The following is a 20,516-nucleotide window of genomic DNA, read 5'->3' as shown; positions in this document are numbered from 1 at the left end:
GGATGTTTCCACTCTGGTCTGCGTGCTCGAGGACCCGCAGCTTGCGGCGAATCTCCCGCTCCTCATTGGACAGGAGCGACCTCCTCTAGGCTTAGGGGTGAAACTCATACACCCGATTGTCCTAAGAGGTCTGTAATTCCTGCACTCATCGGAATCGCAATCCTCAACGCGGTCGCGAACAAGAAGGTCAGTATCGCGGAGATGTTCCTGGTCAACGGCTCGATCGTCGCGCTCACCGCGGGCCTCGAGTATCTGCCGGGTTTCCGCAGGCACAAGAGCCGCATCGTCACCTACGACGACATGGACATCGTCCGCCAGAACGATGATGCCGCGCTCATCGCGGACCTGCGTAAGCGTACGGGCCTCGACATCGACCGGGTGGCGATCGGGTCGATCGACCTCCTGCGCGACACCGCGCAGGTCACCGTCTACTTTCCGGAGCAGCGGGACTAGCGTGCGGCAACCGCGCAACGCTTCCCGGCGTCTCAGCGATCTCCCAAAGCCCGATCGATCGCGCGGGACCAGGCTCTTCGGGTCTGCACCGGGGTTCGGCCGTGTGCGAGTCGGAACTGCTCCCATGACTCGACCGATGTGATGGTGGCGACGGTGACGACCGCATCCCCCCGATGGGCGGGTGAGAGGGCGCGCAGTTCGGTATCGAAGTGCGCGCGGATCTGGTCGGCCATCAGCTTTCGGCTGAAGGCCAGTATCTGGGCTGCTTCGGGTTTCTGGAGCGCGCCGGCGCGCAGGAGTCGGGCCAAGAAATGGGTCTTCTCCCACAGGTCGACACGGAGCCCCGCAAACCGCCGGATGCGCTCGTCACGTGATCCCACGCCGATCTCGGGCACCTGAAACAGATGACGATGCCGCTCGTAGGACCGCATGGCCGAGTCCTTCAGGAGCTCGTCGAGATTCCGGAAGTAGCGAAACAACGTTGGCACCGAGATACCGGAACGGCTCGCCACCTGTTCGATGGTCGGGGGGAGGTGTCCTTCCATGACCAAGTTCATGTGGGTGTCGATCGCGAGCTTTCGGCGCTCGCTCACTGAGGGGCGCTTGGTGGGCCTGCCGGGTTTTTCTATGCGATGCGGCGTTGACAACTCGATCTCCGAATGAAAGTCATAGTCTCAATATTGTGAGAGTACAACTCTCACAGTGCTCACCGAACAGAACGTGGCTTACCTAAGGAGACTTCATGACGCCGCGAATCCGGTCGTGCTTCCTCTCGGTCCTCGGCGCCGCTCTGGTCCTATCGCTCAGCGCGTGCGGGGACTCCGGCGGAAGCGAAGGACAAACCGAGCCGCCACCCGAGCAGAGGGACAACTCCGAACTGTGGGAGTTTACGGGCGAGAACCCAGCTGCGCGCAACGTTTACAAATGCGAGGAATGCACCTTCGAGCAGGTTCTGGCCGTCCCGCTGCCAGGGGACAACTGGGACAAGAACGTGTCCGAGGGAAACCGGCGCCTCTTCTTTCCCGAGGCCACGAACGTCGCGCCCCCGCCGCCGCCGGGGACTCCGGCGAGCCTCGACCTCGTTCCCGAAATCGAGGGCGATGACCACTTCTTGATCGCGCGGGTTCTCTCCGGGGCGGTCCTCGGCGCGGGCGACCAGGGAATCATGGGCCTCGGCCGGGTGGCGCGCGACACGACGATGACCTTCCGCACGGGCCACGTGCTTCACAAGGTCACAAGACCGGATGGCGTCGAGTACGTAATGTGGTCGATGAGCGAGGAGCGTACGGCGATGTTCGATCCCTACGTCGTGAACGGTCTCGCCGGAATGTCCGTTCCGACCGGGTGGACCTATTCGAGCGAGGTGCTGTCAGAGGATCTCGTTGTACGCTCACCGGGCGGGGTCGCGACCGTCTTCTCGGTCCGTGGCTGGTGGAACTTCCAAGAGATCATCGTCCCTGGGCCTAGGCAGCATGAGCGCGGATAGCCGACGTGAAGCACCATTTCGCCTTGCCGCAGGAGACTCCATGACAGGAGGCACGCTGCCGTGCCCTGCTGACGGTCTGGTGTGCTCGGCTCGGCTGAATAGATAACGGAGGACCGTGTGGCCTTGGTGCGATGCGACGTGCGCTGGTGGTGTATGGCTGGTCTGTGCGCGCTGCTCGTCTCGTGTGGCGCCGAACCCGCGGCCGAGCCGCCGGCGACGATGTCCTACGTCCCGAGCGACCCGGCAGGCGGTGAGTGGGCGCGCACGACCCCGGCAGAGGCGGGGCTCGACGAGGCCGTGATCGAGTCGGCGTTGGAGTTCGCCGGCGCCCGCCGCTCCAGCGGCGTCGTCATCCTCCACGACGGCCGGATCGTGGCCGAGCGCTATTGGGATGTCGCCGAGCCTAGCTCCCTCTATGCCCTGTTCGTGACCGGGCGGACGACCACGCGGCAGGCGGTCGAGGACGTCGCCTCGGTACAGAAGAGCGTCGTGTCGTTCCTGACCGGCGTGGCGGAAGGCCAGGGAGTGCTCGATCTCGGTGCTCCGGTCACCACCTATCTCGGGGCGCGCTGGCAATACAACACCGCCGTCTACAGGCGGATGCTTCGCGTGCTCGAGGCCGCGAGCGGTCTTGCGGTCGACGACTATACCCGTCTCTGGCTCACCGACCCGATTGGGATGACCGACAGTGGCTGGACGCCCCGATCGGCTTCTCCACAAGTGCCCGGGACCTCGCCCGGTTCGGGCTTCTGATGATTCGGGGCGTCCACTGGGGCGACACCGACCTGCTCGGTAACGACGGGTACATCGGACGCGCTACAGCTCCGAGCTAGACGTTGAACGAGGCCTACGGCTGGCTGTGGTGGCTGAACGGCCAGGCCACTGGATGCTGCTCGACGGCGCCGTCTTCGAGGGCGGCCTGGTGCCAAGCGCACCCGCCGACCTCTATGCCGGATACGGCGCCCTCGGCAGGAAGGTCTACATCGCGCCAAGCCGGAAGCTGGTGGTCACGAGGCTCGGCGACGCCCCCGGGCAACGCTTCGACGACGAGTTCTGGCGGCTGCTGCAAGCCACGCCGTAACACTCGCCGGTCGTTGAACCCCCGTCCCACGCGGGTTTCCGATCGACGTTCGCGGATATTCCCAGAGGGTCATTCGGGAATGATGTGGAGCGTTCGACCGTCGCGGCGCGTTTGGCAGTACTTCATCGGTGGAGAACAACGACGTCGATCATGTCGGCGCAGATGTTCTCCTGGCTTTCCTTGGTATCTCCCTTGGCCTAGGGGACTGGGATCGCTGGGGTAGTAGCCGCCGGTCGCTCCGTCGGCATCGTCTCCGGGGTTACTTGCGCTAGGGTCAACGCGCCATGGAACCGAAACCGAACCGGCCATCATCCTACCACCTCCCCGTGCGCGCAGACGCCGCGTCGGCGTATGGCGACCAGCGCGCCGAATACTTGGCACAACTCGTGGCTCCCATGGACGACATGTGGATTGCCTTCGCCGACATGGCGGCGCCTCATGCGTTGATGGTGGGGGAGGAGGTGGCTGGGTCATGCGCACTGGACGAGGAGGGACTCGCCTACATCGGATGCGGGTCTACTCGCCCAAGGGCTCGATCCTCGTCTTTGAGGCCGCGGGATCCGAAGACAATTTGCCGCAATCAGCTACCGGCCTGGGACAGGCGCTCGGCCTCGAGCTCGGCCTCAAAGTCCTCTTCCTCCGTCTTCTTGGCCTCCTCCTCGCTCTTCAGAGTAGCCTCCTTGGCGGCGTTCTCTTCAGCGACGCGCTGAGCCTGGAGCTTCTCCGCTTTTGCAGCATCGCGAGCCATGCGTTTTTCTATTTTCCTCTGCTCGCGCTCCTGACGCTTGTAATTTTTGCTTGGTGTAACGGCCATTGGTGAAACTCTTTTTGTATCGGATGACAGATTCGTCTGTCTCGGTTCGGACTCGGCGTCGAGCCTCTCCAACGTGGCTCATACATTTGGCCCGTGGTCGAATCAATAGAAACTAGGGCGGTAGGGGAGATGAATGGCCTATTTGCTTAGGTCGACGGGTAGCTGCCAGCGCGAAGCCTGGAGCGAGATCCAGACGTCGTTCATGATCCTCGACTTCCAAACTGCCGACCCCGTGGTGTCCGGAAACTCGGCCCACCTGATTCCTGAGCCGTCTTAGTGAGGGGCGCGGACGGCATGGTCGGGCAGGGGAACCGAGCCCTTCTGAAGTGATCGCGGTAGCTCCAAGGGGCGGAAGAGAAGGCGTTCGATGTTCCCTCTTCCCGCCGGGCTGGCGTCCGAGCTCCATCCCATCCGCGCATATCCCGCCCTGGCCTTCCTTGGTATTTCCGTTGGCCGCGGAACACAGGATCGCTGGGGTAGCCGGGATCAAGACCTCGAGATCAACGGAAGGGAAAGGAAGTACATTCCCGAACGTGTGGCGCTCGGAATACCCCGCGACGGCAACCACGTATGGGTACCGTGCCCGTACCTGGCTGAGAGCTTTCTCTGGCCCCCAGGGGGCCAGAGATCTTGGTTCGATGCTTCCCGAACATGTCATCGCAGACATACCTGCGCTCTCGGGGTAGGCGACAACTTCGTCGTCGTTCTAATTTCGACTACGTGGCGGACCCCGTCGTGTCCGGAAATTGGCCCACAGATGTCTGCCGGCGAAGCGCCGAACGCAATGAGGAGCGAGGGTCGCGGCGGGGCGCCGTGCGGGCGTTCAAATCTACTCGCGCACCGCAGTTCGGGCACTTGGCTGACATCTCGAGTTCGGCGTTGCAGGAAGCGCACGCGCGCGTGCTCAGCCTGGTGCCGCACTCCTCGCAGAAGCTGGCCGTGGCCTCGTTCGCGCGCTGCCAGCCGGGGCAATTCATCAGTCGAAACGGCTGGCAGTCATCGGGTTTTGTACCCCTCGGAATGCCTCTCGCCGCTGGCCTCGGTGTGGGCAACTGTCCTACGCTAGTCCCGGAGGCCGGCCAGGTGCTCCAGAAGCAGGGCCGACACCTTCTCGGCGGCGAGCTCCGGTACCCAGTGATTGACCCCTTCGATGATCTCGAAGCGGTAGGGCCCGTCGACGTACTCCTCCGTCAACAGGGCGCCGTCGATGCAGAGGGCCGGGTCGCCGTCGCTCCAGATGTACATCGTGGGCTGGGTGGTATTGCCGATACCAGGGCCCTCGCCCCCCGAGGTTGCGCCGACATTCGCCCGATACCAATGGAGACCGGCTCGCAGCGCTTCCTTGGAGTTCATCACGGTCAGGTGTCGTTCGATCTGCTCGGGCGTCAGGCCATCGTAGATGGAGCGCAGCAGCGCCGCGTCGTCGACGAGGAACAGGTCCTCGGAGTCCGGCTGGACGAACAGATCGAAGTAGGAGGATGAGGCGGGCTGACAGGAGTCGGGGTCGGCCAGGGTGCGGGAGAATGCGTCGATGTGGGGGACGGAGATGGGGACCAGGCTCGCGATGCGATCCCGCGCGAGTAGGCCGGCCAACCAGGTGACCGAGGCCCCCCAGTCGTGGCCGACGAGATGAAAGCGCTCGAAGCCGAGGGTGTCGGCCATCGCGACGACGTCGCCGACCAGAGCGACTATGTTGTAGTCGGAGATCGCCTCGGGGCGGGCACCCGGCGAGTATCCGCGCTGGTTGGGCGCGACGGCGCGGTAGCCGGCCGCACCGAGGGCCGAGAGCTGGTGCTCCCACTCCCAGGCGGTCTGGGGGAAGCCGTGCAGCAGCATGACGGGCTCGCCGTCCGCCGGCCCGGCTGCGAGGGCGTCGAAGACGAAGCCATTCGCCTCGATGGTGATCTCAGTGATCTCAGCGGTAGCCGGCGCGCCGCCATCGTCGCCACCGTCGGAGTCGCTGCCGCAGGCGGCGAAGCCGACGGCCATGGTCAGGGCGGCCAGCAGGATCGTGATTCTCGACTGGAGGGATCGCATGACCGTTTTGCTAGCACTCCCGACGCAGTCCACGACACGGTTCCGGGCCAGGTCGCCGATGCGGGGGCTGAACAACCATGCCGGGGGTGCGAAGTCTCCGGGCGGTGGCGTCGGCCGGGGCCTCGCTTGTCGGCTCACGGCCGGGCCAGTCGCCTTCGGGTCGTACGTCGAAGGCGTCGAACGAGAAGTCGAAGCGCTCGCGCAGGGCGGACCGGGTGATACCGAAGTCCCCGGCGAGGTCGTAGATCACCTGACGATGCTCGCCGCGCGGATGCTTGGCGAGGAAGCTCTGCAGCTCGCCTCGTGCGCGGTCGTCCAGGGTCAGGTCGGCCCTGGCGTAGATCCGCTCGACCATGCCGAGATCGTCCGCCATGAACTCGTGGAAGAGGACGTCGATGCTGCGGTCCTCCGGGAGCAAACCGCGGTCGCGCACGCGGGCTCGGAGCAGCGTCTTCGGCGTAGAGTCACTGCGTCTGCCTGCACGAATCCCGAACCTGAACGCCTACGCGGACCAGTTCGTGCTGTCGATCAAGTCGGAGTGCTTGGACAAGATCGTGCCGCTCGGTGAGCGGCATCTTCGGCGCGCCATCCGCGAGTACGTCGAGCACGATCACCGGGAGCGGCATCACCAGGGAATCGGCAGCTCGATCATCACTCCTGAGGATCCACGGGCGGGCGACGGATCGATCCAATGCCGCGAACGGCTCGGTGGAATCCTGAGCTACTACTATCGCGAAGCGGCCTGAGGGTCGCGGGCCGGATTTCCGGACACGACGAGCGCAGGCGTTTGTGCTGAAGGTACGGTGCCACCCCAGTGGCGTGTGGAGTTAGAACCGCACCTGAACGCCGCCCGTGAAGTTTCGGCCCGGCAACGGCGCACGATCGCGAAGGAACGACTCCGACGCGCGGGCTTCCTCGTCGAGTAGGTTCGACATGCGGAAGAAGAGCACGGGAGTCACCGGCGCGTCGACCAGGTCCAGCACGTAGTTGAAACCGAGGTCGAGCATGGTGTAGCCGGCCGTCGTGAACTCACCCTCGGGCACGCGGGTCTGCTCGGTGGCTCGTAGCGCGTCGAACTGGGCGCGGAACGAGGCGTACTCATAGACGAGGCTGCCCCCGAAACGGACGGGCGGCATCCGGGGGAGCGGCTGGTCGGCGTCCAGGTCCTGGGCGTACACGCCGTCGGCGCGTCCAATGACGTGGAGGCGGTGCTCGCCCTCCTCGATTGCGTGCACGGCGACCTCCAGTTCGCCGCCCGCGAACTCCGCACCCGTTGCGAGGAAGCGGCCGACCTGGATCTCGTCGCGCACCTCGTCCGTGCCCTCGAGGAAGATGTAGTCCCAGAAGCGGGTGTAGAATGCGTTCACGGACCAATCGACGATCGAAAACTGCCCGGCATAACCGAGGTTCAGGCCGACGGCGTTCTCCGTGTCGAGGTTCGGATCGCCGACCTCGAAGAAGCCGGATGCCACGTGCAGGCCGTTCGCGAAGAGCTCCTCGTAGTTCGGAGGGCGCATGCTCCACGAGGTGTCGAAGCTCAGGATCTGGTCTTCCACGAAATTGTAGACGACGCCGGCCGAGGCGCTGCCGAGGGGGAACGTTCTCTTCCGGGCTTCGCCGAACTGTCCGCCGCCTCCGGATTCTACCGACGCGTAGTCGAAGCGTCCGCCGAGTTCGACCGTCACGGGAGCGAGGTCGATCTCTTCGATCACGAAGAACGAGTTGCGGGCGTTGTAGGTGTTGGGAAGGAATCCTTCCTCGCCGCTCACTTGGAAGTCGCTGAAGGTACTCTGGAAGCCGAAGGCTCCTTCGAGCAGGCCGAAGCGCTCGTGCACGGCTTCGATCCTGAGGTCGTATGCGTGGTTCTTGAACGTGGTCGCGACGAACTCGCCCTCATTCTCCGAGTGCTCGTAGTCGGTCAGGCGGAGGCGCGCATCGATCGAGTGGATGCCCTCGATGATGTCGGTGATACCGCCCGCGAAATCGAGCGACCAGGAGTCGAGTTCGATCGTGACGGGCGGTTCCTCTTCGCCCGGCGCGAGCTCCCCATGGCCGTGATCGTGGCCGTGATCGTGGCCGAGTTCGTGGAACACGACACCGTAGTTCGTGCGAAAGTCGGAGAGTGCGAGTCCCACGTAGAAATCGTCGTCGACGAACGAGGCGCCGGCGCTGAAGCCTGCGTATTCGACCTGGCTATTCGGGATACGGCCGAAGGCTTCTTCCTCTTCGCCTTCTTCCCCTTCTGCTTCCTCCGCTTCGCGCAGCTGTTCCGACTCTGCGAAGCCGGGGATGGAAACGTCTCCGGCGGAGAATCCGTAGCCTTTGAGACGCCACACGACCTTTTCGATGTTGCCCGACAGAACGCCGGCGCCGCCGAACCCTCCGTCGACCGACGAGCCGCGGAGCTCTACGGAGCCCGTAACGGGCCCGTCGACCAGCTCTTTCGGTACGCGGTTCTCGACGGTGTTCACGACGCCGCCGACGGCGTTCGGCCCGTAGCGCAGAGTCGCCGGGCCGCGAAGGATCTCGATCTTCTCGACGCCGAGCGTATCGACGGCCACAGCGTGGTCGTTGCTGGCGGCGGAGGCGTCGAAAACCTCCACGTGGTCGATCAGCATCTGGACCCGGCTTCCGCCGAGCCCGCGCAGGATCGGTCGGCTCGCGCCGGGTCCGAAGTACGAGGCGCTCACGCCGGGCATGTAGCGCAGGGTCTCACCGAGCGTCGACTGCTGCTTCTGCAGAAGTTCGTCGCCCTTGAGGATCGAGACCGCGCCCGGAAGCTGGCTCGCCTTGCGCTGCAGCGGACTTGCCGTGACCACGACCTCGTCGAGGCCGTACGAGTATACGCGCTCTCGCGGCTGGCCTTCTTCGGTGTGCTCGTCGTGAGGGCCGTGGCTGTGAGCATGAGCGCCGCTATGGTCGTGCGCGTCGCCGCCGTCGCCCGTGTCTTCTTGGCAGCTCGACTTCGTGTCCTGCGTCGACTGCGCCATCGCCGGGGCGACCGCCACTACCGAAAGCGCCGCCAGTATACCCACCAGGGGTCCGAACCCGCGTCGAACCCGAAAACTCTCACTTTTCATGAACTCATCCCGCTCGTCATACGAGAGGCCTCGATCGGGTGCGCTCACGATGGACGCGTTCCTCCGGTCGATGCTCTCTCCACTCACCACAATCCCCGACGCGACGTTGCGCGTTGTCGGGGGCGAACGTGCCTTCAGGCGCGGTGAGGTGGCGGGGCGCGGGCGGAGAGACGGACGACGCGCTGGGTCCGGGCCGGGTCCTGGTGAGTGCAAACGACTTCGGTGCCGGCATCGGGCTGACGGTCGACAGTGAGCGTCACATTGCCGACGAGTCCGTCGGCGGCGACGGCAATACACGTTCCGCAAGGGGCGGTGTCGTGACGCACGTCGTGTTCGGCCACGTGGAGTGTGCCGAGGGTCCAGAGCGAGAGAGTCGCGACCAGGAGCAGGCTCGGGATGGATCGACCTCGGCCGGTCGTCTGTTCGGCCGTGGCCGGTTGCTCTTTCTCTCTCATGACCTGGCGCTGGTTATACCGCTACTGCGACTCGATTGCAATGAAGATTCCGGCCGAGAGTTGCGAGTGCCGTGTCAGCAGGATGCGCAGCGCCCGCGCAAAACGACATCCTGGACGTCGCGGATCTGCGAACTGGTCTTGCGCGGCATCGGGATTTCGAGCGTCGGTAGGCAGACCACGTCGCCGCAGTCGTTGCAGAGGAAGTGCGGGTGCTCCGGGTCGTCCTGTGCACTGTCGGCGCGATTCTCGAAGCGTCCGATGTGGTCTCCGAGTTCTACCCGGCTCGCGAGGCCCACTTCGACCAGATCGTTGAGATTGCGGTATACGGTCGCTCGATCGAATCCGAGCGGGACGAGTTCCTCGGCGAGGTTGGCGTGGCTCAGAGGCGACTTCGCGACTTCGAGACGCGCGAGGACCTCGAGACGTGGAATCGTAGCGCGGAGTCCCGTGGTTCGAACTCGTTCTCGCAGACGCGCAGTGCGTGTCGCGGGCTCTTCGCTCTTCGATTTGCCCACGCGCTTCAAGGTGTATTTAGATATCCGGCATCCGTTCATGGGTCAACATCCCAGCTGCGACTTCTTCGCAGGTGCGATTCGGACTTGACGACGTCGATGATGCGATGGTAGCGGATCCCGCATGCGAGGACGGCACGAGGGGGGGCGGCGTTGGATGGTCGCTCTGGGCGCTTTCGCGCTCTTTGCCGTCTTTACGCTCGGCGTCGTCCACGAGTACGATCACGACGTCGGCCACGCTTCGGAGAGTTGCGCAATTTGCGCGACTGTCCGCGCGCCGCGAGCCACGTCGCCATCGGTGGCGACCCTGGTCTGTGTGGTGTTGTCCTCGATCTTCCTCGCGGCACCGGTCGGCGAATCCGCTCGGCCTGTCGCTCGCTCGACGCGCAGTGCTCGCGGTCCACCGCTCGGCTGATTCGGGGTGTCCCCTGGGCTGCGCCGCTCGCGCCCTCCGATCTTGGAGGCGCCGAACGGCCGCCGTGCTTGGGGATCCATGCGGAGTCGCGTCGACCGTCGCAATCTTGCGACCTCGTCGCGTGACTCGGAAAACCGGTCAGAAGGCGCGGGCATTCGGCTCGGGCCCATCAGTGGAAGCGAGAACATGCGGATAGAGAAAGCCATATTCAGCGTAGGAACCGAGGGCGCGCATCGTATGGGCGGGCGAGCCTGGATCGTAGAGGGCATTCGTAGGGCGGGCGTTCTCGTTGGCCTCATGCTCGCTCTCGCGGCATGCGGGAGCCCGACGCCGGTTGCGTCGACCGCCGACGATGGGCACGTCGATCTGATCATTGGCGCGACGGAACCCGGCGGCGGTGCGCTCGTGATGGACTACGACTTCGGCCTGCCGTTCGAGGTCTTCGAGAGTACGTCGATCAGCGGGTTCACCCTCTGGTCTGGGACAGGTCCGGGCTTCGCGCAGGCGGAGACGGATGAGCCCGACGAGGGAGTGTACGCACTCGCGGACGGTGTCACGGTGAGCCTCGAAGTCACGGCGCTCGAGGCGGGAACGCAGTTTCGATTCGGGGACGTGACGGTCAACGAGGTCGGCGAGAGGGTTGCTCTCGGCACCGTTCCGGATCTTCATGGCCACGGGGAGTGGCAGGTGACGCTCCCCGAAGGCGTCGAGACCGGCGACTATCCCTTCTCGTTTCGCTTCGTCGCAGATAGCGCTTACGACGCGTCCGAGCCTGAGACGGCGTTTCTGACACCGGTCGAGGGCTCGCACGACGATGATCACGACGATGGCGACGACCACGACGATGATCACGACGACCACGACGATGATCACGACGATGGCGACGACCACGACGATGATCACGACGATGGCGACGACCACGACGATGACCACGACGATGGCGATGATCACGACGGCCAGTAGGTCGTCCGTTCCGTCAGCATAGGAGCCGGTCCAGGTCGCGACGCCCAGTCGATCCCGCGAATGCCTCACCGCAGTCCTAGCTCTCCTTCTGTTCGGGGGCGGGATTACGGCGGGCACGCACGAGGTCGTTCATGACGACGCGGAGCACGATTGTGCGACGTGCCGGCTGGACTCCGCACCTGCGATTGCGGCAGCGGTCGGTGACGCATGGCCGCCGCGCACCGCGGTCGTGATCGATGTTCGGTGAGGTGATCGACGAGGACGAGCTCGCAACGGGGGAACGCCGCGAGGGAATTTACAACGGGGTATTCACCTTTCTTCGAAAGCTCGGCGGTGCGCTCGGAGTCTTCCTCGTTATGAGCATTCTCGACATCGTCGGGTTTACCGAGGGCGACGAGCAGAGCGAGCTGGTGCGCCAGACGATTCGCTTCCTCACGGCCATGGGGCCGGCGGTCTTCCTGTCGCTGGCAGTGGCTGTCTCGTGGGGCTATCCGCTCACGCGCGCGGCCCACGCACAGGTCGCCGCTGTGTTGGCGGAGCGCGCTCGGCGTTAGGCCGGTCCGTCGACGGCAATCATGTCGGCGCGGGCGATGCCGCCCGGGTGCGCTGTCTCGGGTGCCTCGATCCGTGCCGCCGTGCGCACGTCGGCGAGCGGCTGCCGCAGGAGATCTTCGTAGGGGAGGGCTGCAAGGCTGTTCGGGTTCAGCTGAAGTTGGACCAGTTAGGGGTTTGAAATAAGAGACACTTCCGGCCCAACCGGAAGGAGCACCTGATGGGTAAGGGAGAGAGCGCGGAGAAGGTCGTGCGCGACATTCAGCGCAAGACACGCCGCCGTTTTTCGGCGGAAGAGAAGATTCGGATTGTTTTGGAGGGACTGCGGGGCGAGGAGAGCATTGCGGCTCTGTGTCGCCGAGAGGGCCTGGCTCCGAATCTCTACTACCGGTGGTCCAAGGAGTTTCTGGAAGCCGGGAAGAAGCGTCTCCTGGGCGATACGAAACGCGAGGCGAGCGCCCCCGAGGTGAAGGGGCTGCAGGATGAGAACGACCGGCTGAAGCACGCCTTGGCCGAGACCGTTCTCGAAGTGCGGCTGCTCAAAAAAGTCTCGTGGGCTCCGGCTCGGACGACGGTACGAGCGATTGAAGGCGGCGGAGAAGCGCGAGGTGATCCGCCTGGTGGAGGGCTCGGGCCTGTCGGTGCGCCGGACGCTGCGGGAACTGGACGTGAGCCGCTCGACTTTCTACGCCTGGTACGAGCGCTACCGCGAACACGGCGACGCTGGCCTGGAGCCGCGCAAACCCGCGACGCGCCGCCACTGGAGCGGATAGCCGACATGAAGCCCCTTTTTTGGCTCCAATCCGACCTAACGGCTCCTTACCGGACGTATGCGTGCGCCTCGTTCTGCCTCATGGAGCTCCCGATGGCGGTGCCGCAAGGAGACCTGGCCGTGCGCATCACGTCCGGCCCGCTTCGGATGTGTGCATTGTTCGACGCGGCGACGACGAAGAAGGACTTCCCCGGCCTGTTCATCGGCAAGGGCGCGGTCGCGGGCAGTCTCGCCGACTGCGAAGACGCGTCGATGCCATAGGCCTCAGGCCTTTGGGGCGGGGCTTGCCGTCAGGACACCGCTCCTGTTCCGTCACCTACCAGTCCCGCACCAGTCGGACCGAAAGCTCGATCGTGCCCGAGGCATCTGCCACCAACACTCCGCCGGGCCCCCCATTGAAGTCGACGGCCCATACTTCACCCGCATTCTCGGCGCTTGCGGTCGACGTCCACGTGAACGAACCGCCCGTCGGACCGAACATGGGATGGAGACACGGGCCGCTGCCGCCCGCGCAGCTACCCCGCGTCAGATCTGCGATTCCCTGTAGCTCGTCGAGGGTCGGGTTGCGCGACGACCCGCGGAAGGACTCGTACGGCGTGTTCGGCATCGCCTCGGACGGACGAATTCAACGCTTCCTCGGACGGGGCGCGGCTCCGGGCCTGCCGGAGTACATGTTCGCCTCCGTGCAGATCCTCTCGCCGAGTGTGCTTCGGTGGCATCGGCCTAGGGGCCGATGATTGTCTCGCAGAGGGTCGTCAGGGAGGGCCGATGACCCGTGTGCCTGAGATGTCGCATGTCGACCCCGGCCCGCCGAGACCCGCTTCGACACGCAGAGAGCCGGAGGCCGCTTTCGACTTCAGGAGCCCGTCCGTGAAGGAGGCGAGGTCACCCAGAGCGCGAATGTAGACGTCGTCCGCTTGGATGGTGACGCGATGGGGTCGAGCTTCGTCGCGAATCGCGGCGGGGCCTCGGTCAGCGAAGATCGAGGCCGGGATTCTCTTCGCGGATGTACTCCGGGATCGGCTCGTCGTTCTTCTCCTGCAACGGGCGACGAGCGCCGATGTAAGAGCCCGTCGGTCCGTCGCATCGTTGGCCGTCGTTGCTCTGCCAGCTCCCGTTCATGCAGGTGACCGCCAGGCCGCCCGAGCAGATGGTCACGTTCGAAGGATAGCTCTCACCGCCGCGTCGGCAGTCCTCGCCTGCCAACGCCAGAGTGGGGACGAACAGCAAATAGAGCAACGATATCAGCAAGGGCCCGGATCTCATCCGTCAACCTCCCGTTTGAACGCGCGAGCGATGGAGACTCCTGGCTATCAGTCGACCGAAGCTGACGGAAGGAAGAGCACGCGGGCCTGACACTCTCGATGGCGCACACTCAATACGAGCACGCGTGGGTGTCACTCCGTCTCGCTCGCCCTGTTGGAGTGCGCGGACCTAGAGTCCCGGCTGGCTCGAACGGGGTCTACCGCAACGCATCCAGCATCGCGCTGTCGGGCGCTGAACCTGTCGGTACTGCCAACGACGTGCTTGGCTGCGGATAGCCGACATGAAGCCCCTTTTTGGCTCCCATCCGACCTAACGGCGCCTTACCGGACGTATGCGTGCGCCTCTTTCTGCCTCATGGACGGCCCATCCTCTGCGGCGGAAGCGAGCTCTCGGGTCAGATCTCCCGCGCCCATTTCACGGCAGAGATCTGCAGTCTCCCCTGACCAAGGCGCCGATAAACCCGGGCCTCCGGGCGCATGGGCTCGTTGCTCCAGTGGGGCAAGGGCCCACCCCTCCGTCCGAAAAAGAGGAGCCGTGGTCGATGATCATCGCAGAAAGGGTACGACCAGGTCGGAGATCGCTTGATGTCCGTCGGGAGTCGGATGGAACGGCGACGGATTTCCGGGACTGATGATTTCGATGGAAAGCCCATAGGCCCAGGGATCCGAAGTGCAGAACTCGTGGCCAGCCATGGAATCTCGAATGTCGACCACTTCCACTCCGTCGTACTCCGCCGCGACTTCGAAAAGTAGGTCGCTCAACTGGTCGAGCAGGCTTCCCAGGTACACGACCTGGCTCTCGTTGAGGTCGAGGAGATCCGGACAACCAAAGCGACCGCCGGGCTGCGGGAAGGGGTCGTGGTAGGTGGTGAAGAGGATCCGGGGGACGCGCCCCGCCCGTTCCCCGCGCGCGCGGATGCTGGAGATCAGCTCTCGGTAATGGGCGCCCAGCGTGGGAAGCTGGGCGATGAAGAGCTCCGTGACTGCCTTGCCCGGATTTTCTTCCGTACAGATGCGGTCGGAGGACGAGACGTCCGAGCGAAGAGGAAGACCTTCACTCGCGGCATCGACCCACTCGACGAGGCGATCGCGGTTCTGGTCCACGACCCGACTCAGGGCTTCTCGAAGGTCGCTCCCCGCCTCGATCGCGCGATCCACCTCGTCCCCCAGCACCGAGCCGAGGATGCAAGCCTCGAGGATGTTCGTCCATTGGAGATCGTTGGCGCCGAGCGTGATCAAGACGACTTCGGGTTTGGCTTCGTCATAGGCCGCGTTGAGCTCCTCCTGCGTGGCCCAGTTTCCGAATTGCGCCGGACGAAGCATGAAATCGCCTCGGAACTGTGCCGACACGATGCCATTCAAATACGTGGCGCCCGTGCACGAGAACTTGGAGAGCTTCCCGTCGATCGCCGCAGTCGCCTTGTTCGGGTACGCAGCACCGGCCTGGTGGCATGATGGATAGTCGCCATCCCAGTCCGGATTGCGATCCGAAGGCCCCACCCAGATCTGGAACTCGTCGGCGTACTCGAATCCGTATCGCACCCCTTCGCCTGCGGAGACCGAGTCGCCCATGGCAACCACAGAGAGTCCCGGACCATCGGGAATGCCTGCGTCGCCGTCATGGCCACTGGAGCACCCGAGGGTACAGACGAGAAATGCAACGAGGGCCTTCGATGGAATTCGCACAAGGGCAGGGATAGCAAAGTCGAATTCTCCGAACCATGCCGCCCGGCGTAAATCGGTTCGACGCCCCGCTCGGTTTTCCGGTCCTGTGCTTGCTTTCTCCTCAGCCACGACTCGGTTCGATGCCCTGCAGGCAGAGGATGTCGCTCATGCCGAGAAACGGCCCTAGGAAACGGGAACGGGCTCTTCGCCCGCGTGGACGGGTAGGCCCCCCCCCCGCGAAACCTTGCGCCAGGGCCGGTTTTCGAACTCGAGCGCTCGCAGCGTAGCCGCAGCGGCGCGCCTCGGGGCGGAGGACGCCAAGGGCTTCGTCGTTTTCGGCTTCGGTCAGGAGAGAGCCAGGATCGCGCAACTCATGAGCAGCATTAAAAACGCGGGAGCCGACTTTACCCAGGGGTCTCCGACCTTGGCGTGCATGACCAGCGCACCCACCATCAGCCCCGCAACCACCGAAGCCCCCGGCAAGACGAGGGGCGTCACCCAGATGCCGATGAGCAGGGCGAGCGCCGAACCGACCTTCAGAAAGCCAACGAGATAAAAGAACCACTCGGGCAGACCGTAGGCCGCGAACTCCTCGCGGAGGGAAAGAGCGTCCCCTCCCCGGTATGCCGTCGACGATCGAGCGCGCACGATCCAAACGTTCAACAGGCCCAGCCCCACCAAGGACTGAAGAGCGACGCAAAGAGTTGAAAACTGCATGACGAAACCTCCGTGTGTGATAGATTTCCTTCGAGGCTAAAGATTTTTTTCGGAAAGAACAGCATGGAAATTTTGTTCCAAGGGGCGAAGATCCTCTCGCTTACACTCTTTCTCGGCTACGGTCTGAGTTGTCTGTTCACGGGTGCGATGGAGGCCGAATTCGCGCGGTTTGGCCTGAGCCGATGGCGACGTTTGACCGGGGCCCTGGAAGTGCTCGGCGGGTTTGGGATTCTACTCGGACACTTCTTCTCACCCTTGCTCATTGCGTCCGCGGCCGGCCTCTCTCTCTTGATGTTCCTGGGTGTCCTGACGCGAATTCGGGTGCGGGATCCCCTCCTCGAGACCTTACCTGCACTTCTTTTGATGTTCGTGAACCTTTTCATCGTCCTCCATGCAGCCGGGGCAGACCTGCAGATCGCCGACCTGAAGCCCTTTTGGGGCTCTACGCTGACATAACGGCGCCTGATCAGACGGCGTGCGCCTCCTTCTGCCTCTTGGACCAGACGCATGAAGGGCTCGTGGGGCACGGATTCGGCGACGCGAGCATCATCGGCGGGGTGGTCTAGCGTGGCCCGCGCCAGGGGCTCCGCGGGCACGATTTGTTCGGCGACCACGGCTCCGGGCGGATCCGAACCCTCCCGCGCACCAACGAAGCTCTCCTGCTCTTGGTGGGAGAAATCGCGAGGGTTCCGCGCGACCACCTGCTCGCGATGACCCAACGGAAGAACGGTGAGCTTCTCTTGCTCGGCCGTCCTTCCGTGAGTGTTTCGCGTTTGGAAGGGGCGACCGCTCCGGGACTCGCCATGCCCCCCATCGGCGGCGAGACGGTCGACGAGCGAGGGGCCGACCTGATCGCGGAGTGGATTTGCTCGCTGCCGGCCGGGCACGAGAGCGACCTGGAAGGTTCGGGGTGATTCTTCTCGTGTTGCTCAAACCTGCTCGGCCGCGCGGCGCTCTTCGAGTTGCGCGCGGATTTCGGCGTGGCGGCGCCGCGAGATCTTGTACTTGCGGATGAGATTGATGGGTACCAGGTAGAGAAGCGGCACGGCGAGTCCCACGATGAGGCCGAGATTGTGAATCGCCTCCGCCGGTACACCCCCGGCACTTTTCGCCTGCGTCGGGAACGCAATCATCGTGAGAATGAGACCGCTGAACAGGGCGCCGAAGCCAGAGACGGCTTTGCCGCAAAAGGAAAGGCCGGCATTGAACATCGCTTCCTGGCGGAGGCCGGTTTTCAGTTCGTGGTCGTCGAGGATGTCGGCGACGATCGAGGCGCCGATGATCCCCTGGATCACGGCGAGAGCGGCCGCGATGCTCCCGCTTGCAATGAGGATCGCGAGCAATCGCGGATCGCCATTTTCGGGGAGCACGTCGAAGAAGCGAAGATTGATCACGAACAGTCCCTCGAAGAGACTCAGGCACGACACGGTCAGAAGGATGTTGCGCTTGTCCCATCGCTGTTGGACATAGGCGACGAAGGGGAGAGCGAGAACCGCACCGATCCCCACCAAGGCGAACCACCGCAAGTCTTCGGTCCGAAGGCCCCAGAAGAAAGTCGTCATGTAGATGCCGATATTCGAGGTCGTGCCGCGGCTAGCCGACAATAGACCTTCGGCGCAAGACCCACGGCCTCGAAAAATGTCCGACCGACATGTCGATGGCTTCGGCCTGACTCCGCGACGACCTCTCCGACACCCGCGCCTTGATCAAAACGGGCGAGGGCGGCACTTTAGCCCAAGTGTTTTTAGGATATCAGATTGTCTGTTTTCCGGAGTGTCTCTGCCCTCGAGCGCTGCGCCGAGCTCACCTGCAGGCCGTCTTGGCGTTGCGCTGCGTGCAGTTGGCGTTCTGGCCCGTGCGATCGAGATCGCCCGCGGTAACGCGAACCCCGATTGGCCCGACGACCGGGGATTCGAAGCCTCGCTTGGTCACGACGAGCTTCATCGAGTACTTGCTGGTGTCCTTCTTGTCCTGCGAGATCAACAGTTTCGCCGTCTTGTCGGCCAGGCGGCATTGAACCTTCCGACCCCGGGCCTTGGTGATGCAATCCTCGGCCGCAAAGTCGACCTGCTCGAGCATGCTGGCCGCGTCGCTGAAGGCGACGCTGATGCCACCCGACAAATCGAGTGCGGTGTCTGCATCGGTGGTCATGCTCATCTTGGCGATAAAGCGAGCTTTCTTGCTGCGCCGTGGCCACGCGGTGGCCTGGTTCACGACGATCGAGCCGTCGTCGGGGTCGCAGAGGTCTGGCATGCCATCGTCATCGACGTCATCGTCGGGGGATCCCGGGCATACGCACATGCCCAGTACGCATTCGTCGTTGGAGGTCGTAGCGTCTCCATCATCACAGGACGTGCCGTCGTCGGCCCACTCGTCGGCGGGGCAGGCTTCACCCGCGACACCGGTACAATATTCGGCCGGGTCACACGTGTCCTCGGCTCCCGCCTTGCACTCTGTCGTATTGGGTTCGACGAAGTCGGTCGGGCAGGTTGGATTCACGCCATCACAGTACTCGGCGGGGTCGCAGATCGGACCGCCCTCGCTCCGGCATAGTTCCCCGCCATTACCCGCTGGGTGTGCGCAGGCCCCGGCGCCGTCGCACTGATCGAGGGTGCAGGCTTCGCCGTCTTCGGTGCAGGGATCGCCTGCCGGTCGATTGCAGGTATCGTTCACTTCATCGCATTGGTCGGCGCATTCGCCGCCGCCCATGCAGGGATCGCCCGCCCCCGCGCAGGCGCCCGCCTGGCAGGACTCGGCGCCATTGCAGAAGGCGCCGTCCTGGGTGCAGGGGTCGCCATCACTCACGGGGTGGGCCACGCAGTCGCCCAAGCCACCGCATTGCCCTTCGGTGCACCCGTTGCCATCCTGGTCGTCGCAGGAATCACCCGCTGCCTCGAAGTTGCAGGTCGACGAACAGCAATCGCCATCGTTGGTGTTGCCGTCATCGCACTCTTCGGCTCCCACCGGGATTCCGTCGCCGCACTCCGTCTCGCAAGTTTGCCCGTCTCCCGTGTAGCCCGCATTGCAATCGCAGTCGAAGTTGCCGGTGGTGTTGGAGCAGGTGGCGTTGGTGTCGCAGTTGTCGGCGTTGGTGGCGCACTCGTTGATATCGACACAGGTTCCCGACGAGCAGTCCCATCCGCTCTCGACGGTACACGTCGACGAACAGCCGTCGCCGTTGTCGGTGTCGCCATCGTCGCATGCTTCGCGTCCCAGGACGGCTACCCCGTCGCCGCAGACATTTTCATTACAAATGCTCCAAGGATTAACCCACTCCTGGGTCTGCCAGGCACTCCAGTAACGGTTGCTGGCGTAGTCGACGCCTTCTCCCCATGCTCTCTGGAGGCCTGCCGCATCACAGCGCGCCTGCGTAGCCGGACCGAAAGCGGCATCCGGTCGCGTCGTGTTTTCGGATTGGTTCGATTGATAACAAAAGCCCGACGCCCAACAATCCAAAGTAAATGACGTCCCTGGATCTCCATTTTCGTCATGAGTACAATGGCTCCAAGGATTAACCCAAGTCGATGACCCGGAGCCACTCCAGTAATGGTCATTGAAGTAGTTGCGGCCGTCTGCGTATGGGTTCGACTGGTTGCCCCCGTTTGGCAAGATGGTTTCGCCACACTCCGCCTCCGTAGCCGGACCGAATTTGGCATGCGATCCGGCACTCGTCGAGGATTCATGACAAAAGCCCGCCATCCAACAATTCTTTGCCAACGCGACCGACGGCATCACCAGGAGCAGAGCCAGCACAAAGAGCGTGGCCAACGCCATGGCGGATGCGCCAACCGTCCCCGGTCGTCGCGGCGCGGGACGCCACGCGGTTCGCGCTGCCGAAAGCGCCCGACCGGGCCACACGCTCAGACACAACAGGATCGCGAGGGAGGAAAATGCGGAGAGAGCGAAAAAACGGAGGAGGGACTTCTGAGGCATAGGGTGCCCCTTTGTTCGATACCAGCAACTCCTGTGGAGACTTCGCTCAGGAAGAGCGACACCTGTGTGACACTTTTGAAAACCTCAGGAGGTGCAGACAAGGCGGTGAGCGAAATAGAGCGGCCATCATTACCGCATACGCGGTCCCGCGGGGCAACGCCAATTTCGCCGTAACCGCGAATAGCCGATATGAAGCCCCTTTTTGGCTCCAATCCGACCTAACGGCGCCTTACCGGACGTATGCGTGCGCCTCTTTCTGCCTCATGGGCTGTCGAGGCGGTTCTCAGCATGATGCGCGACCAGGGCGTTGAATCAA

General features: G+C 64.0%; 25 protein-coding genes and 1 pseudogene. 13 read left to right on the top strand and 13 right to left on the bottom strand.

The annotated features are described in order from the left end of the window. The first annotated feature begins 153 nt into the window (after positions 1-153). Positions 154-453, top strand: a complete 300-nt coding sequence (locus P8R42_12870) for a DUF4956 domain-containing protein (GenBank protein ID MDG2305513.1) — start codon at positions 154-156, stop codon at positions 451-453. A gap of 32 nt (positions 454-485) precedes the next feature. Here P8R42_12870 and P8R42_12865 read toward each other — a convergent pair whose 3' ends face one another. Beyond that, complete coding sequence (locus P8R42_12865) at positions 486-1,046, bottom strand: TetR/AcrR family transcriptional regulator (protein MDG2305512.1); 561 nt, start codon at positions 1,044-1,046, stop codon at positions 486-488. A 149-nt stretch (positions 1,047-1,195) separates the two neighbouring features. Here P8R42_12865 and P8R42_12860 point away from each other — a divergent pair, with 149 nt between their 5' ends. From P8R42_12860 to P8R42_12850, 3 genes are all read left to right on the top strand, one after another. Continuing rightward, complete coding sequence (locus tag P8R42_12860) at positions 1,196-1,939, top strand: hypothetical protein (GenBank protein MDG2305511.1); 744 nt, start codon at positions 1,196-1,198, stop codon at positions 1,937-1,939. A gap of 117 nt (positions 1,940-2,056) precedes the next feature. Continuing rightward, on the top strand, positions 2,057-2,692 hold the full coding sequence (locus P8R42_12855) for a serine hydrolase (GenBank protein ID MDG2305510.1): 636 nt from the start codon (positions 2,057-2,059) through the stop codon (positions 2,690-2,692). A 109-nt stretch (positions 2,693-2,801) separates the two neighbouring features. Beyond that, positions 2,802-3,020: a hypothetical protein gene (locus tag P8R42_12850; protein ID MDG2305509.1), complete on the top strand. Its 219-nt coding sequence runs from the start codon at positions 2,802-2,804 to the stop codon at positions 3,018-3,020. 580 nt (positions 3,021-3,600) lie between these two features. Here the strand turns inward: P8R42_12850 and P8R42_12845 are convergent. Further along, complete coding sequence (locus tag P8R42_12845; GenBank protein MDG2305508.1) at positions 3,601-3,906, bottom strand: hypothetical protein; 306 nt, start codon at positions 3,904-3,906, stop codon at positions 3,601-3,603. 61 nt (positions 3,907-3,967) lie between these two features. Here P8R42_12845 and P8R42_12840 point away from each other — a divergent pair, with 61 nt between their 5' ends. Then, the gene (locus P8R42_12840) at positions 3,968-4,111 is read left to right on the top strand and encodes a hypothetical protein (GenBank protein ID MDG2305507.1); all 144 of its coding nucleotides are present in this window, start codon (positions 3,968-3,970) and stop codon (positions 4,109-4,111) included. 785 nt (positions 4,112-4,896) lie between these two features. On the opposite strand, the gene P8R42_12835 is transcribed toward P8R42_12840, so the two are convergent. Next, the gene (locus P8R42_12835; protein MDG2305506.1) at positions 4,897-5,871 is read right to left on the bottom strand and encodes an alpha/beta hydrolase; all 975 of its coding nucleotides are present in this window, start codon (positions 5,869-5,871) and stop codon (positions 4,897-4,899) included. A gap of 10 nt (positions 5,872-5,881) precedes the next feature. After that, the gene (locus tag P8R42_12830; GenBank protein MDG2305505.1) at positions 5,882-6,244 is read right to left on the bottom strand and encodes a hypothetical protein; all 363 of its coding nucleotides are present in this window, start codon (positions 6,242-6,244) and stop codon (positions 5,882-5,884) included. Between the two features lie 22 nt (positions 6,245-6,266). Between P8R42_12830 and P8R42_12825 the strand changes: the two genes are divergently transcribed. Further along, a complete protein-coding gene (locus P8R42_12825) occupies positions 6,267-6,617 on the top strand; it encodes a hypothetical protein (GenBank protein MDG2305504.1) in 351 nt (116 codons plus the stop codon). Positions 6,618-6,698: 81 nt separating this feature from the next. On the opposite strand, the gene P8R42_12820 is transcribed toward P8R42_12825, so the two are convergent. From P8R42_12820 to P8R42_12810, 3 genes are all read right to left on the bottom strand, one after another. Then, positions 6,699-8,999 carry a TonB-dependent receptor gene (locus P8R42_12820; GenBank protein MDG2305503.1) on the bottom strand — a complete coding sequence of 767 codons (2,301 nt, stop codon included), beginning with the start codon at positions 8,997-8,999 and terminating at the stop codon, positions 6,699-6,701. 86 nt (positions 9,000-9,085) lie between these two features. Beyond that, a complete protein-coding gene (locus P8R42_12815) occupies positions 9,086-9,406 on the bottom strand; it encodes a hypothetical protein (GenBank protein MDG2305502.1) in 321 nt (106 codons plus the stop codon). Between the two features lie 74 nt (positions 9,407-9,480). Continuing rightward, positions 9,481-9,921 (bottom strand): transcriptional repressor, encoded by a 441-nt coding sequence (locus tag P8R42_12810; protein ID MDG2305501.1) that lies wholly within the window; start codon positions 9,919-9,921, stop codon positions 9,481-9,483. Positions 9,922-10,042: 121 nt separating this feature from the next. Here P8R42_12810 and P8R42_12805 point away from each other — a divergent pair, with 121 nt between their 5' ends. The 5 genes and pseudogenes from P8R42_12805 to P8R42_12785 all read left to right on the top strand — a co-directional run bounded on the left by P8R42_12805 (position 10,043) and on the right by P8R42_12785 (position 12,881). Further along, positions 10,043-10,333, top strand: coding sequence for a hypothetical protein (locus P8R42_12805; GenBank protein ID MDG2305500.1), 291 nt, complete (start codon positions 10,043-10,045; stop codon positions 10,331-10,333). A 186-nt stretch (positions 10,334-10,519) separates the two neighbouring features. Further along, complete coding sequence (locus tag P8R42_12800) at positions 10,520-11,296, top strand: hypothetical protein (GenBank protein MDG2305499.1); 777 nt, start codon at positions 10,520-10,522, stop codon at positions 11,294-11,296. 236 nt (positions 11,297-11,532) lie between these two features. Continuing rightward, complete coding sequence (locus P8R42_12795) at positions 11,533-11,850, top strand: MFS transporter (GenBank protein MDG2305498.1); 318 nt, start codon at positions 11,533-11,535, stop codon at positions 11,848-11,850. Between the two features lie 218 nt (positions 11,851-12,068). Continuing rightward, positions 12,069-12,558, top strand: a pseudogene (locus P8R42_12790) (transposase). A gap of 68 nt (positions 12,559-12,626) precedes the next feature. After that, complete coding sequence (locus P8R42_12785) at positions 12,627-12,881, top strand: hypothetical protein (GenBank protein MDG2305497.1); 255 nt, start codon at positions 12,627-12,629, stop codon at positions 12,879-12,881. A gap of 55 nt (positions 12,882-12,936) precedes the next feature. Here P8R42_12785 and P8R42_12780 read toward each other — a convergent pair whose 3' ends face one another. The 4 genes from P8R42_12780 to P8R42_12765 form a co-directional block, all read right to left on the bottom strand. Further along, a complete protein-coding gene (locus P8R42_12780) occupies positions 12,937-13,227 on the bottom strand; it encodes a hypothetical protein (GenBank protein MDG2305496.1) in 291 nt (96 codons plus the stop codon). A gap of 365 nt (positions 13,228-13,592) precedes the next feature. After that, a complete protein-coding gene (locus tag P8R42_12775; GenBank protein MDG2305495.1) occupies positions 13,593-13,886 on the bottom strand; it encodes a hypothetical protein in 294 nt (97 codons plus the stop codon). A 545-nt stretch (positions 13,887-14,431) separates the two neighbouring features. After that, positions 14,432-15,571, bottom strand: a complete 1,140-nt coding sequence (locus P8R42_12770; protein MDG2305494.1) for a GDSL-type esterase/lipase family protein — start codon at positions 15,569-15,571, stop codon at positions 14,432-14,434. A gap of 324 nt (positions 15,572-15,895) precedes the next feature. Further along, positions 15,896-16,267 carry a DoxX family protein gene (locus P8R42_12765; protein MDG2305493.1) on the bottom strand — a complete coding sequence of 124 codons (372 nt, stop codon included), beginning with the start codon at positions 16,265-16,267 and terminating at the stop codon, positions 15,896-15,898. A gap of 63 nt (positions 16,268-16,330) precedes the next feature. Here P8R42_12765 and P8R42_12760 point away from each other — a divergent pair, with 63 nt between their 5' ends. Then, the gene (locus tag P8R42_12760) at positions 16,331-16,723 is read left to right on the top strand and encodes a DoxX family protein (protein MDG2305492.1); all 393 of its coding nucleotides are present in this window, start codon (positions 16,331-16,333) and stop codon (positions 16,721-16,723) included. A gap of 212 nt (positions 16,724-16,935) precedes the next feature. After that, on the top strand, positions 16,936-17,181 hold the full coding sequence (locus P8R42_12755; protein ID MDG2305491.1) for a hypothetical protein: 246 nt from the start codon (positions 16,936-16,938) through the stop codon (positions 17,179-17,181). A gap of 15 nt (positions 17,182-17,196) precedes the next feature. Here P8R42_12755 and P8R42_12750 read toward each other — a convergent pair whose 3' ends face one another. After that, a complete protein-coding gene (locus P8R42_12750) occupies positions 17,197-17,871 on the bottom strand; it encodes an MFS transporter (protein ID MDG2305490.1) in 675 nt (224 codons plus the stop codon). Between the two features lie 199 nt (positions 17,872-18,070). Continuing rightward, a complete protein-coding gene (locus tag P8R42_12745; protein ID MDG2305489.1) occupies positions 18,071-19,723 on the bottom strand; it encodes a DUF4215 domain-containing protein in 1,653 nt (550 codons plus the stop codon). Positions 19,724-20,516 lie beyond the last annotated feature (793 nt).

The sequence above is a fragment of the Candidatus Binatia bacterium genome, from assembly GCA_029243485.1.
Lineage (GTDB): Bacteria > Desulfobacterota > Binatia > UBA12015 > UBA12015 > VGTG01.
This window is presented reverse-complemented; position numbering and strand designations above follow the sequence as displayed.